A 12,473-nucleotide genomic window follows, 5' to 3' on the forward strand; every position below is an offset into this window, starting at 1 on the left:
GGACGAACTATGCCCAAGATGACCTTTATCGAGCGTGATGGAACCCGTCGTGACGTTGACGCGCCCGTCGGCCTGTCGGTGCTGGAAATCGCACACAAGCACGACATTGACCTGGAAGGCGCCTGCGAAGGTTCGCTGGCCTGCGCGACCTGCCATGTGGTTGTCGATCCGGAATGGGCCGCCAAGCTGAGCGCGCCGACCGATGACGAGGAAGACATGCTCGATCTGGCGTTCGGTCTGGAAAAGACGTCTCGTCTGGGCTGCCAGATCGTCATGACGGACGCGCTTGATGGCCTGACCGTCCGTCTGCCGAAGGCGGGCTGAGCATCATGCGGATCCTCGTTGCCATGTCGGGAGGCGTGGACAGTTCCGTAGTGGCCGCGCTGCTCAAACGGCAGGGCCACGAGGTGATTGGCGCGACGCTTCAGCTCTACGATCACGGACAGGCCGCCAAGCCGGGCGCGTGCTGTGCGGGGCGTGACATCATGGATGCGCGCGCTGTGGCGGACCGTCTGGGCTTTCCGCACTACGTGATTGATGCCGAAAGCCGGTTCCGCGACAGCGTGGTCGAGAGCTTTGCCGACGCCTATGCGCGTGGCGAAACGCCTGTTCCGTGCGTAGCCTGCAATCAGGGCGTGAAGTTCACGGATCTGCTGGGCATGGCGAGGGATCTGGGCTGCGAGGCCATGGCGACCGGGCATTATGTCCGGCGCGTCGAAGGGCCGGAGGGTGCGGAAATGCACCGTCCGGTCGATGCGGAGCGGGACCAGACCTGGTTCCTGTTCGCGACGACAAAAGACCAGCTCGACTATCTGCGCTTTCCGCTGGGCGAGATGCCGGACAAGGCGCATGTCCGTGCGCTGGCGCAGGAACTGGGGCTGGAAATCGCGGCCAAGCCGGACAGTCAGGACATCTGTTTCGTGCCCAGCGGTTCCTATGCCGAACTGGTCGAGAAGCTGCGTCCGGAAGTCCGTGGCGAGGGTGAAATCGTGGATGAAGACGGCCGCGTGCTTGGCCGCCATGAAGGCGTGGCGCGCTATACGGTCGGGCAGAGCAAGCGTCTGGGCGACATCCACACTGCAACCGGCGAGCGCCAGATGGTAACGCGCATCGATGTGCCGAAGCGGCGCATTGTGGTCGGGCCGCGCGTGCAGGTTTCGGAAGCTGACAGCCGGCGCACCGTGCGTCTGCGGGATATGAACTGGCTGATCAACGCGCCTGCGGAAGGCGTGCGTTGTGGCGTGCAGATCCGGGCGCGGGAGAAGCTGCGCGAGGCTCTTGTGAAGCCGCTGGAGAATGGTGGCGCGCTGGTGGAACTGACCGAGGCGGCCATGCCGGCGCCGGGTCAGGCCTGTGTGCTGTATGATGGAAGCCGCGTTCTGGGTGGTGGCTTCATTACTGCGGGAGATGCCTGATGGCGGGTGTGCTGCTTCTGGGATCGCGCCGGTATTCGTCCTGGTCGCTGCGGGGCTGGCTGGCAGTGCGTCTGGCCGGGCTGGATGTGACGGAAGAGGTCATCCCGCTCAAGGGTGGGGGCAAGACGACCGAAATTCATGCGCGTTCGCCTAACCGGATGGTGCCGTATCTGACGCATGACGGCGCGGATGTCTGGGAAAGTCTGGCGATCTGCGAATACTGCGCGGAAATTGCACCCGCGTTGTGGCCGGAAGACCGGATCGTGCGGGCCCATGCACGGAGCATCAGCGCGCAGATGCATGCCGGTTTCCGCCCGATCCGCCAGAACTGCTCCATGGATGTGGAGCGCGTTCCGGCCCCTCTGCCGGAAATCAGCGAGGAGCTGGCGGCCGATGTGACGCTGCTGAGCCGTACGCTCAAGGGGGCGCTTCTGCACTCGGGCCAGCCGACGCCATTCCTGTTCGGGGAGCGGATGACGGTTGCGGACTGCATGTATGCGCCGATCGCGATCCGGATTCATAGTTTCGAACTGGATGTTGATTCGGTCGTGAAAACCTGGGTACGGACGATGCTCGATCATCCGCTGATGCGGGAATGGTACGACCTGGCAGCGGCTGAACCGGCGGAGTGGCGTCTGGTCTACTGACGCTCAGTGATGGGCGAAGCTCATGCCGGTCTGCAACGCAGTGCGGAGGACTTCGCCCCAGATATTGCCGTTGCCCCCCATGCCACCCCGCTGATGCTCCCGGACAGTGTAACCGGAATCGTCATCATTCGCGGCGTCCGCCATGTCGGCCGGGGAACGTGAGGCACAGGCCGAAAGCAGGATGAAAATGGCAATCGCGCTGGTCTTTCTCACGGCGTCCGGTTCCTTCTGTTCCCCTGCCGGAAAGAATGCGTTCCGCCTGCATGTCTGTCATGTCAGGAACCGTAAGGAAGCGTAAACCAGCAATGCGCCTTCGCATCGGCTTTCCGGAAACCCGGTCCCGTCTGTGACGCTTTATGTCCGTAACAGAGATGAGGCTGGCGGAATGAGTGCGGCGGATAGCAGGGAAGCGGACGCAAAGAAGCAGGCGCGCAAGGCGGGGCTGCGCTATGTGGACCGCTCGATGCCGGGGATTACGCGTCGTCGGTCCGGGCGGGGCTTTGCGTTCTATGCCCCTGATGGCAGTCATATCGTTGATCCGGATGTCATTGCCCGTATCCGCCGTCTGGCCATTCCTCCGGCCTATCGGAATGTCTGGATCTGCCCTGATCCGCAGGGCCATCTTCAGGCTGTTGGTGAAGATGCACGCGGACGCCTGCAATATCGCTATCATCCGCTGTGGCAGGGTGTGCGGGATGAAGGCAAGTTCGGGCATATGCTGGTTTTCAGCGAAAAACTGCCACTTCTGCGTGAACGCGTGGATCACGATCTGCGCCGGCGCGGGCTGGAACGCGAGCGCGTTCTGGCGGCTATCGTCCGTCTCATGGAACGTACGATGGCCCGGATCGGTAATGACCGTTACGCGAAAGAGAACCGCAGCTATGGGCTGACCACCCTGCGGCACAAACATGCGACCGTGCATGGCAGGCACCTGACGCTCGACTTCCGGGCCAAGCACGGGATCGAGCAGCATCTGGAACTGGATGATCCCCGTCTGGCCCGTATCGTCTCTCGCCTTGAGGACCTGCCGGGGCAGCGACTGTTCCAGTATGTCGATGCGGAAGGCGTCCGTCACGACATCTATTCACAGGATGTGAATGCCTATCTTCAGGACATCACGGGCGCGGATATTACCGCCAAGGACTTCCGGACCTGGGCCGCAACGCAGCTTGCGGCCGTCACGCTCTGCGCGTTCAGTCAGTACGATACGAAGGCGAAAGCAAAAAAACAGCTTGTTGAAGCCGTCAAATCCGTGGCGGCCAAGCTCGGCAATACGCCGGCAGTCTGCAAACGCAGCTACATCAATCCCTGCGTGCTGGACGGGTATCTGGACGGAAGTCTGCGCGAAGCCTTCAAGAGCAGGGCGCAGGAGGTTCTGGATCATGAAGGCTATGGTCTGACGGCGGAAGAAGCAGCCGTAGCCGGTTTTCTGGCCAGCCGTCTGCCTGATCTCAAACCGGGTCAGGATCCCGGCAAGATATCCTGAAATAGCCTGTCCTTTCCAACTGGGAGTTCCGACGTGTCCTTACCTGATCGCCGTTCCGTTCTTCGTGGAGCCGCTGCTGCTTTCCTGTCCGGTGCGGCAGCGCGGGCTGCAACACGTGAGCCTCATCCGGCGGATGTCATGACGCAGCCTGTCCGTGATTTCGGGCCTCATGCGCCTCCGGCCTTCGTTCCTGATCCGGACATTCTTTCGCTCGACCCGTCATTCGGCGATCTGGTGTTCAAGAACGGCAATATCGAACGCGTCTGGAGCGGTGGTGGCTGGCTGGAAGGGCCTGCTTGGATCAGTGAGGGCCGGTTCCTGCTCCTGTCCGATACGGTCCGCAGTGCGCAGTATCGCTTCCTGCCGGAAGAGAACCTGATGACGACCTATCGGAAGGAAAGCTTTAACAGCAACGGCAACACCGTGGATCTGCAGGGACGTATTCTGACCTGTGAGCATGGTCTGCGTCGTGTCATCCGCTGGGAACAGGACGGGACCTGCACGGTGCTGGCCGATAAGTTTGAGGGGCAGGGGCTCAATTCGCCGAATGATATCATCGTCAATCCGGCGGATGGAAGCATTCTGTTCAGCGATCCCGCTTATGGCGACTGTCTGGCGGAGGGGCATCCGGATGCTCCGGGCGGACGTGCCAACCGGGAAGGCAAACTACGCTGGAATATCGGCACCGAAGCCACGACCCAGTTCGGCAGCGCAAAGCGTCAGGCGGATCATACATTCCGCATTGATGCACAGAGCGGCAAGCTTGAATCAGTGCTGACCGAGGAGCAGGTGCCGGGACCGAACGGGCTGTGTCTCTCTCCGGATTTCAAGACGCTTTATGCAATTTCCACAGCACCTGATCCCGGCCTGACCGGGCCGGGCGGGGACCGGAAGATCCGGGCGTTCGACATGGTCAATGGTCGCCCGCAGAATGGCCGCGTGTTCTGCGACATGATGCTGGACGGGCAGCATCTTGTGCCTGATGGCATGAAGGCGGACGTATTCGGAAATCTGTGGTGTGGCGCGTCAGGACCGTACGGGCTGTGCGGTGTGTTCTGCTACAGCCCGACAGGCAAGCTTCTAGGACGCATCCGGCTGCCGCATGGTGTGTCGAACCTGACCTTTGGTGGTCTCAAGCGGAACGAGCTTTACATGTGTGCCGCAGGCAGCCTGTATCGTCTCATGCTCAATACGCAGGGTGCGGGATTGTGCTGAAAATCCATAGGTAAGGCCATCGTGAGAAACTCTTGCTGAAGCAACTTCAGGCGGCCCTCAGCAGTTAAGCAGAAGAAATCTGTTTGCAGGCGGACCGGCATGTTCTGAGCCGGCGCCAGGGGGAAATGCGACCATGAACTCTCTGGGGCTGTTTGCTCTGCTGCTGGCTGTCGCGACACTGCTTGGAATCATCAATTACCGTACCCTAAAGCTGCCGCTGACCATCGGAATTCTGCTGATTTCGATGGTCATTTCCCTGATCGTCATGATTCTGAACCCGCTGTTTCCGGGCTATGACCTTCAGCAGGTTCCCCAGACATTGCTGGGAACGATCAATCTGCCCCGAACCCTGCTGGACGGAGCGCTGTCCTTCCTGCTGTTTGCGGGGGCAATGCAGGTCGATCTGGGGCTGCTGGTATCGCGTGGCAAATCGGTCGCGGCACTGGCGATTCTGGGCACATCGCTGGCGGTCGGGCTGCTGGCGGTCCCGGCCTGGCTCATCTTTCCCATATGCGGGCTTGCGGTACCTTTCAGCTGGTGTGTGCTGCTGGGGGCGATGCTTGCGCCAACGGATCCGGTTTCGGTCGTCGGGATGCTGCGCCGGCTTGGACTGCCACCTGCCCTGCAGGCGACTTTTGCGGGTGAGAGCCTCTTCAATGACGGTGTGGGTGTCGTCATTTTCGGCACCATGATCGGACTGGCGACGGGTGAAACCAACTCTGTCTCGATCGGGGATTTCGTATTCCGGTTTCTGGTTGAAGCGGTGGGAGGTGGCCTGCTCGGCGCAGTCACCGGCTGGCTGACCCTGTTGCTGCTGCGTGGCGTGGACGACATGCAGATTGATCTTCTGGGGTCGCTGGCACTGGCAACAGGAACATACAGTCTGGCGAACGGGCTGCACATGTCTGGTCCGATCGCCGTCGTGGTGGCGGGCATGAGCCTTGCGGGCAAGGCGGGGCATCGGGCCATCACGCCGAAATCCCGCGAGGAAATGGTGGTGTTCTGGAACCTCATTGACGAGATCCTGAACGCGCTCCTGTTCCTGCTGATCGGGTTCGAAATTCTGGAAATCAAACCCCACCTGCCGCCCTTCCTGACGATGCTGGTGGTCATCCCGCTCTCGGTTCTTGTGCGGGGCGCGAGTGTGTTCCTGTCCACCATGCCCGTGCATCTGCAACCGGGAGAGCGGGGACGCGCGCTCGGGGTTCTGACCTGGGGTGGGCTGCGAGGCGGAATTTCTGTTGCGTTGGCTCTGGGGCTTCCGGCCGGGGAGCTGCGCGATACGCTGCTGCCTGTGTGTTACGGGGTCGTGGTGTTTACGATCATTGTTCAGGGGCTGACCATGGGGCGCGTGGTGCGCTGGCTGTATCCTGAAACGGTGACGTCAGCCTGACGTTGCACCTCCGCAAAAGGTGTTCGGCAGGGTCGGTGGGTTCCACCGGGGTGCTGTGATAGGTTCGGAAAACAGAGAGTTCTGTTGGAGTAAGTTCAGATGGTACGCTTGAGGCATTTCACAGGTTTCATGATGGCTGCGGCCTTGGGCGCCGGGCTTGCGCCATACGGGGCATCCGCCACGCCGCTGGCGGGGCAGACGGCCTGCTGGCAGTCGAATGTGGGTGAAGACCCGCGTCCTGAAGTCAGTTGCCAGAGCCTGACGCCGGAATTCCTGCGCAAGCTTGAACATGCGACCCCGGCTCAGGTGGCCAAGCTGTTCGGCGTGCCGGGAAAAGACGGCAAGCCGACCTATTTCGAAGGCGTAGGCAAGGTGCCGGGCTTTCGGAATGGCTATGTCGATCTGGTATATGGCAGCGGCCGTGTGACGAAGCTGAGCGCGGTCACAACCGAGTTTCAGAACAACGGAATGGCTGGTCCGGAAATGGATTTCGGGTGGGATGCCGGGAAAGGCGAATGTTCGGATTTCCCGGGATCGACCCATCGCTGCAACGCGCCGCAGTAAACATCCTGCCTTAGCATCCGGTCACCCTCCGTCTCTCTATTGGGGAACGGAAGGGAGGCTGGACGGTGGCAGGACGCGGATCGTTGTCTTGCCGAAATACCGCATGGCAGACTGGACGTCCCAGCCGGGTCCGCCCGCGTGATAGGTTCCGGGCTCCCAGTACCAGTAATAAAACGCAGAAGAACTTGTGCCCTGCGGATAGATCATGTCCGTTCCGCCAGACAGGCCTGACGCCCACAGACGCTGATGGGCGGCTTTTTCCAGCGGGAGGTCTGCAATGGCCAGTGACATGCCAGGCAGCCGCCAGTATCCGGTCCATGCAGTAAATACCAGCAGACCTGCCAGGGCGCTGCTTTCCAGCATTTTTCCGGGAGCCCTGTTTTGCAGCAGGAATGTCAGTCTTTCTGACAGTCTCGTGCTCAGGGCTGCTGCAAGGAGAACGATCAGCAGGAAGGACAGGTCCAGCCGGAAGGTTTCATGGCGCTGGCAGCACAGAAAGCCGAATTCGTAGAACGCCGCAGCGATCGTCAGATACATTGTACCCACGAGTGCGATGGCTGGCAGTATCAGAGTGCGGAGCGCCGGACGGATACCGCAGGTCATGAAGAGCGCGGTCAATGTACCGGTCAGGATAAGTTTCAGCATAAGCCCGGCCGCAATCGCAGATCCGGTAAAGGTATTTCCTCTGCTCAGTTCATCCGGCTGGAGCCCGACCAGCGTGTTCAGGAGCGGGCTGAAAGATGCGGCGAAACTCGCCCCGACATGCCCGTGGGTAGGCGTGTACGGAAAGCCTCCAATGCTCACGCGATGGTTGAAAATCATGCTCGCGGCCAGACAGAGCCATATTCCTGCGGGCAGAAACAGCCAGTTTCGCTGCCTGTCCGGCAGGTCATTGCGGAAAAACAGCGCCTGAAAACCACGTCCGCCCAGCCAGAGCGTACCGAGGAAAAGTCCTGCTTCGCTTGAGGTCATGGCGAGTGTCAGGAGCAGGGCTTCGGCTCTGCCGGACAGGATTTTTGCGATGTTCAGCAGGACCAGTCCGCAGGCTGCGGCCAGAACGGGAAGATGGGCAATTGTTGCCATGGGCCAGTAGAAAAGATCGGCCGATGGATGACCCAGCATGAAAATGGCCGCCAGGGACGCTGCAATCAGCATCCGGGCCGGGAGCGGGATGTGGGCCTGACGCAGGAAGGGAAGGAACGCTACTATGGCGCAGAACAGCCAGGTCAGGGCCAGGAAGACCCAGGTCAGCGGCCGGTGGAGCAGGTTGACGAGACTGCCATAACCGAAAATGACGATTTCGGAAAAAGGACGCATGCTCCAGTGCAGCATCCGGTCAGACAGGAAGGCCAGACCATGCTCGCGGATATTGGAAAAATAGTCATATTCGTCCCCCTGCCAGACTGCGGCGGGAAGGATGAAGGCCTGTAGGCCAACAACCATAACCATGACGCTGACGACAAAGCCGTAAGCCATGCCCATCAAATCCGGATATTCGGCACCGGATGCTGATGGTCTGAAGCACTGCTTTTGAAGGGCTGGCTGCGAAGGGTCTGCCTGTCCGGACACGTCTGAACTCTTTCAATCGGCCTCAGGTGCAGGCGTGGCAGTGTTCCGGGGTGATGCTGCGCAGATAGGCTGCGAATTCGCGGAAGACGGGGCCGCGCGGGTCCGATGCGCGCCAGGTCAGGCCGATCGTGCGGCGAGCTTCGGGCTCGGGCAGGCTGCGGACAGTGATCAGATCCTCGAAATCCGTGCGGTTGCGCAGGGCAAGCTGGGGGATCAGGGAGAAGCCTTCACCGGCACCGATCATGTACCACAGCATCTCAAGGCTGGTGGCCAGGCGCTGTTCGCCGTCGCGGGGGACGGTCGGGCAGATGGACAGGGCCTGATCGCGCAGGCAGTGCCCGTCTTCGAGCAGGAGCAGGTCCGGACGTCCGAGCTGGCTGAGGGAGAGTTTGGGTTTCTTTGCCAGTTCATGCGTGCTTGGGAATACGGCGAGAAAGGCTTCCTCGAAAAGCGGCGCGCTTTCCAGCGCATCTGATGGCGCGGGCAGCGCCATCAGCGCCACATCCAGTTCGCTGTTGCGGAGGGCATGGACCAGCGTGTTCGTCATGCTTTCGCGCAGGCGCAGGCTGAGGGATGGGTAATGTTCCCGCAAACGTGGCAGAAGACCGGGGATGTAATACGGGCCGAGCGTGGGAATGACGCCGAGTTGCAGGGCCCCTTCCATCGGGCCGGTCTGGGCGCGGGCGACTTCGAGCAGGTTGCGGGCTGCCGCCAGGACGTCGCGTCCCAATGCCAGCAGGCGTTCGCCGTCAGGGGTCGGGGCGACATGGCGCCGGGAGCGTTCGAACAGCGTGACATCCAAAAGCTGTTCGAGCTTGCGGACCTGTTCGGATAGCCCCGCCTGACTGACACCGCAGCGTTCCGCCGCGCGGGAGAAGTTGCGCAGGTCATCGACCGCAACCACATATTCGATGTCGCGCAGGGAAAGGCCGGAAAGGGGGACGTAGCTCATGCCCCGATAGATATGACCGAATACCCCAATGGGGAAGTGCGGTTTTGCCTGTCATGAAGAAATAGCGGCGGAATACTCAGGGGTCAGGGTGACGGGGCACGCATCCTGATCGGGAGTCTTGATATCTTCATCTCGTCAATTCGGTTCTGGCGATCAGTCATATTGACAGGAACTGTTTCCTGTCCCTCTCTTTCTGTGGGACACAGAGTCCGCAACACAACTTCAACCCAAGGTCAGGAGACAGTCTGATGGTTCGCATCAACTCCCCGCTGAAGCCCTTCTCTACCGATGCTTTCCGCAACGGTGAGTTCCTCACGGTCACGGACTCCGACGTTCTCGGCAAGTGGTCCGTTTTCTTCTTCTATCCGGCCGACTTCACGTTCGTCTGCCCGACGGAACTTGAAGACCTCGCCGACAACCAGGCTGCTTTCGACAAGCTGGGCGTTGAAATCTATTCCGTCTCCACGGACAAGCATTTCACGCACAAGGCCTGGCACGACACCTCCCCGGCCATCGGCAAGATCAAGTATACGATGCTGGGTGACCCGACGGGCACGATCGCACGCAATTTTGATGTGCTGATCGAGGAAGCCGGTCTGGCCGATCGCGGCACGTTCCTGATCGATCCGGAAGGCAAGATCCAGTACATCGAGATCACCGCTGGTGGCGTTGGCCGTAGCGCTGCCGAGCTGCTCGACAAGATCCAGGCTGCCCAGTACGTCGCAAGCCACCCGGGTGAAGTCTGCCCGGCCAAGTGGAAGGAAGGCGGCGAGACGCTGAAGCCGTCCCTCGACCTCGTCGGCAAGATCTGATCCGGCACCGGATCTGATGATGGTGGGGCCTTCGGGTTCCACCAGCCTCCGCCTCCTTCATGGAGGCGGCTGCACCGGACAGTCTTCCGGTTTGATATTCCAAACCCCGAAATCCGGAGAAACCCAATGCTTCAGGACGACCTGAAAACCCAGATGCGCGCCTATATGGAGTACCTGCGTGGTGCGGTGGTCCTTGAGGCAACCCTTGGCACGGATGATCGCTCCACCGAAGTGCGCGGTCTGCTGGAAGACATTGCCAGCCTGTCCCCCAAGGTGACGTTTTCGGACAATGGGCAGGGCACGCGTACGCCATCCTTCGTGATCCGCCGTCCCGGCACGGATGTTCAGGTTTGCTTTGCTGGTCTGCCGATGGGGCACGAGTTCACGTCCCTGGTGCTGGCACTGCTTCAGGTCAGCGGGCATCCGCCGAAGATCGAAGCGGATGTGGTCGAACAGATCCGCGCGCTGGACGGTGACTTCCATTTCGAGACGTATTTCTCCCAGTCCTGCCAGAACTGTCCGGACGTGGTGCAGGCGCTCAATGCCATGAGCGTGCTGAATCCGAAAATCCATCACACGGCCATCGATGGTGCAGATTTTCAGGACGAAGTGGAACGCCTTGGTATCCGCTCGGTCCCGCAGGTCTATCTGAACGGCGAGCCTTTTGCGTCGGGCCGGATGGAAGTGGCGGATATTCTCGCCAAGCTGGACACGGCTTCGGTCGCGCGTTCGGCGGAGAAGCTGAACGATATGGCACCATTCGATGTGCTGGTGCTTGGTGCCGGACCTGCCGGTGATGCTGCGGCGATCTATTCCGCACGCAAAGGTCTGCGCACGGGTCTTGTGGCGGAGCGGTTTGGCGGTCAGGTCATGGATACGGCCGGGATCGAGAATTTCATTTCCGTGCAGGAAACCGAGGGGCCGAAACTCTCGGCGGCACTTGAGGCCCATGTGCGGCAGTATGACGTGCAGATTATCCCGTCCCAGTCGGCGGCAAAGCTGATCCCGGCTGCAGAAACCGGTGGCCTGCACCAGATTGTTCTGGAGAGCGGTGCGACCCTGCGGTCAAAGACGGTCATTATCGCGACCGGTGCACGCTGGCGGCATCTGGGTGTGCCGGGTGAGGACGAGTATCGCACCAAGGGTGTGGCCTACTGCCCGCATTGCGATGGTCCGTTCTACAAGGGGCGTCCGGTTGTTGTGACAGGTGGCGGCAATAGTGGTGTGGAAGCGGCGATCGATCTTGCCGGTATCGTCTCGCACGTGAACCTGCTTCAGCGCGGTGCACATCTGAAAGCGGACAAGGTGTTGCAGGACAAGCTGCTGAGCCTGTCGAACGTAACGGTGCTGACCAATGCCCTGACGACGGAAATCGAGGGTAATGGCAAGGAAGTCACGGGCCTGACCTATAGCGATGGGGACGGCGGCCTGCACCAGATCAAGACGGATGGCGTGTTCGTCCAGATCGGCCTGCTGCCGAACACGGAATGGCTGAAGGGCGCGCTGAAGCTCAGCCCTTATGGCGAGATCGTCATCAACGATCACTGCGCGACATCTGTGCCGGGCGTGTTTGCCGCGGGTGACGCGACGACTGTGCCTTACAAGCAGATCGTCATTGCAATGGGTGAGGGGGCAAAGGCGTCCCTGGCGGCCTTTGATTATCTGATCCGTCTGCCGGTAGTTGCAAAAGCAGGCTGAAGAAGCGGGGGATTGGGGATTTGCAGGACGCGGTGTAGGTTTTGATCATGCATCCATATCTGATCCCCCTTCTGACCTTTGCCGCTGCCGCTGCAGTCTTCACGATTACCCCGGGCCTTGATACGGCCATGACGTTGCGCACAGCCACAACATCCGGCTGGAAGGCTGGTCTGGCGGCCGTTACGGGGATCTGCCTCGGGCTGGGAATCTGGGGACTTGCCGCTGCCTTTGGACTGACGGCGCTGCTGGCCGCGTCCGAAACGGCGTTTACTATCGTCAAATGGGCGGGCGCGCTCTATCTCGCCTGGCTTGGGATCGGATTGATCCTGCATCCCCGGGCTTCGCTGGGGACAGCGGAGACAGTGCCGGTGCATGACGATGCCCGTGCGGCGTTTCGGCGGGGCCTGCTGACCAATCTGCTCAATCCCAAGGTCGGCATTTTCTACATGACGTTCATGCCGCAGTTCATTCCGCCGCATGTGAACGTAAAGGAGTTTTCGCTCCTGCTGACGGCCATTCAGGCCATATTGTCCTTCTCGTGGCTGGCGCTTCTCGTCGCCCTGACCGTGCCGCTGGGACGGTTTCTTTCCAGCCCGGTGGTCGTGCGGCGCATGGACAGGTTGACGGGCGGGATTTTCATCGCGTTCAGTCTCAAGCTTGCTCTCAGCCGCCGAGCCTGAGACGTAAACGAAAAATGGCGGAGCTGAAGCCCCGCCATTTTT

13 protein-coding genes are annotated in these 12,473 nt (G+C 60.8%); 10 read left to right on the forward strand and 3 right to left on the reverse strand.

What is annotated here, in order from left to right; genetic code table 11:
• Window positions 1–9: 9 nt before the first annotated feature.
• Genes ACJ2A4_RS10165 through ACJ2A4_RS10175 form a run of 3 tightly spaced genes read left to right on the forward strand, consistent with a single transcriptional unit; the run spans window position 10 to window position 2,062 of the window.
• Window positions 10–324: a ferredoxin family 2Fe-2S iron-sulfur cluster binding protein gene (locus ACJ2A4_RS10165; protein WP_011252912.1), complete on the forward strand. Its 315-nt coding sequence runs from the start codon at window positions 10–12 to the stop codon at window positions 322–324.
• A 5-nt stretch (window positions 325–329) separates the two neighbouring features.
• Window positions 330–1,415, forward strand: coding sequence for a tRNA 2-thiouridine(34) synthase MnmA (mnmA, locus tag ACJ2A4_RS10170; protein ID WP_408872732.1), 1,086 nt, complete (start codon window positions 330–332; stop codon window positions 1,413–1,415).
• Window positions 1,415–2,062: a glutathione S-transferase family protein gene (locus ACJ2A4_RS10175; RefSeq protein WP_408872733.1), complete on the forward strand. Its 648-nt coding sequence runs from the start codon at window positions 1,415–1,417 to the stop codon at window positions 2,060–2,062. The genes mnmA and ACJ2A4_RS10175 overlap by 1 nt, the downstream gene beginning before the upstream one ends.
• 3 nt (window positions 2,063–2,065) lie before the next feature.
• Here the strand turns inward: ACJ2A4_RS10175 and ACJ2A4_RS10180 are convergent, their stop codons facing one another.
• Window positions 2,066–2,275, reverse strand: coding sequence for a hypothetical protein (locus ACJ2A4_RS10180; RefSeq protein ID WP_408872734.1), 210 nt, complete (start codon window positions 2,273–2,275; stop codon window positions 2,066–2,068).
• A 172-nt stretch (window positions 2,276–2,447) separates the two neighbouring features.
• Between ACJ2A4_RS10180 and ACJ2A4_RS10185 the strand changes: the two genes are divergently transcribed.
• From ACJ2A4_RS10185 to ACJ2A4_RS10200, 4 genes are all read left to right on the forward strand, one after another.
• Entirely contained in the window at window positions 2,448–3,548 is a 1,101-nt protein-coding gene (locus ACJ2A4_RS10185; protein ID WP_408872735.1) for a DNA topoisomerase IB, read from the forward strand.
• Window positions 3,549–3,581: 33 nt separating this feature from the next.
• Window positions 3,582–4,763 (forward strand): SMP-30/gluconolactonase/LRE family protein, encoded by a 1,182-nt coding sequence (locus ACJ2A4_RS10190; RefSeq protein WP_408872736.1) that lies wholly within the window; start codon window positions 3,582–3,584, stop codon window positions 4,761–4,763.
• Between the two features lie 133 nt (window positions 4,764–4,896).
• Window positions 4,897–6,156, forward strand: a complete 1,260-nt coding sequence (locus tag ACJ2A4_RS10195) for a sodium:proton antiporter (RefSeq protein ID WP_194259538.1) — start codon at window positions 4,897–4,899, stop codon at window positions 6,154–6,156.
• A gap of 99 nt (window positions 6,157–6,255) precedes the next feature.
• A complete protein-coding gene (locus ACJ2A4_RS10200) occupies window positions 6,256–6,720 on the forward strand; it encodes a hypothetical protein (RefSeq protein WP_408872737.1) in 465 nt (154 codons plus the stop codon).
• A 36-nt stretch (window positions 6,721–6,756) separates the two neighbouring features.
• On the opposite strand, the gene ACJ2A4_RS10205 is transcribed toward ACJ2A4_RS10200, so the two are convergent.
• Together ACJ2A4_RS10205 and ACJ2A4_RS10210 are read right to left on the reverse strand one after the other, a co-directional pair.
• On the reverse strand, window positions 6,757–8,196 hold the full coding sequence (locus ACJ2A4_RS10205; RefSeq protein ID WP_408872738.1) for a hypothetical protein: 1,440 nt from the start codon (window positions 8,194–8,196) through the stop codon (window positions 6,757–6,759).
• A gap of 115 nt (window positions 8,197–8,311) precedes the next feature.
• Window positions 8,312–9,241 carry a hydrogen peroxide-inducible genes activator gene (locus tag ACJ2A4_RS10210; RefSeq protein ID WP_408872739.1) on the reverse strand — a complete coding sequence of 310 codons (930 nt, stop codon included), beginning with the start codon at window positions 9,239–9,241 and terminating at the stop codon, window positions 8,312–8,314.
• Window positions 9,242–9,489: 248 nt separating this feature from the next.
• Here ACJ2A4_RS10210 and ahpC point away from each other — a divergent pair, with 248 nt between their 5' ends.
• The 3 genes from ahpC to ACJ2A4_RS10225 all read left to right on the forward strand — a co-directional run bounded on the left by ahpC (window position 9,490) and on the right by ACJ2A4_RS10225 (window position 12,431).
• Window positions 9,490–10,053 (forward strand): alkyl hydroperoxide reductase subunit C, encoded by a 564-nt coding sequence (ahpC, locus tag ACJ2A4_RS10215; protein WP_194259534.1) that lies wholly within the window; start codon window positions 9,490–9,492, stop codon window positions 10,051–10,053.
• Window positions 10,054–10,179: 126 nt separating this feature from the next.
• A complete protein-coding gene (gene ahpF, locus ACJ2A4_RS10220; protein WP_408872740.1) occupies window positions 10,180–11,751 on the forward strand; it encodes an alkyl hydroperoxide reductase subunit F in 1,572 nt (523 codons plus the stop codon).
• Between the two features lie 47 nt (window positions 11,752–11,798).
• Window positions 11,799–12,431: a LysE family translocator gene (locus ACJ2A4_RS10225; RefSeq protein ID WP_408872741.1), complete on the forward strand. Its 633-nt coding sequence runs from the start codon at window positions 11,799–11,801 to the stop codon at window positions 12,429–12,431.
• The last annotated feature ends 42 nt before the right edge of the window (window positions 12,432–12,473 follow it).

The organism is Gluconobacter roseus (genome assembly GCF_046058915.1).
Lineage (GTDB): Bacteria > Pseudomonadota > Alphaproteobacteria > Acetobacterales > Acetobacteraceae > Gluconobacter > Gluconobacter roseus_A.

Bases quoted from the DNA above. Each gene is read 5' to 3' on its own strand.
- ACJ2A4_RS10165 (WP_011252912.1), top strand. From the start codon at position 10: ATGCCCAAGATGACCTTTATCGAGCGTGATGGAACCCGTCGTGACGTT.
- mnmA (WP_408872732.1), top strand. From the start codon at position 330: ATGCGGATCCTCGTTGCCATGTCGGGAGGCGTGGACAGTTCCGTAGTG.
- ACJ2A4_RS10175 (WP_408872733.1), top strand. From the start codon at position 1,415: ATGGCGGGTGTGCTGCTTCTGGGATCGCGCCGGTATTCGTCCTGGTCG.
- ACJ2A4_RS10185 (WP_408872735.1), top strand. From the start codon at position 2,448: ATGAGTGCGGCGGATAGCAGGGAAGCGGACGCAAAGAAGCAGGCGCGC.
- ACJ2A4_RS10195 (WP_194259538.1), top strand. From the start codon at position 4,897: ATGAACTCTCTGGGGCTGTTTGCTCTGCTGCTGGCTGTCGCGACACTG.
- ACJ2A4_RS10200 (WP_408872737.1), top strand. From the start codon at position 6,256: ATGGTACGCTTGAGGCATTTCACAGGTTTCATGATGGCTGCGGCCTTG.
- ACJ2A4_RS10205 (WP_408872738.1), bottom strand. From the start codon at position 8,196: ATGGCTTACGGCTTTGTCGTCAGCGTCATGGTTATGGTTGTTGGCCTA.
- ACJ2A4_RS10210 (WP_408872739.1), bottom strand. From the start codon at position 9,241: ATGAGCTACGTCCCCCTTTCCGGCCTTTCCCTGCGCGACATCGAATAT.
- ahpC (WP_194259534.1), top strand. From the start codon at position 9,490: ATGGTTCGCATCAACTCCCCGCTGAAGCCCTTCTCTACCGATGCTTTC.
- ahpF (WP_408872740.1), top strand. From the start codon at position 10,180: ATGCTTCAGGACGACCTGAAAACCCAGATGCGCGCCTATATGGAGTAC.
- ACJ2A4_RS10225 (WP_408872741.1), top strand. From the start codon at position 11,799: ATGCATCCATATCTGATCCCCCTTCTGACCTTTGCCGCTGCCGCTGCA.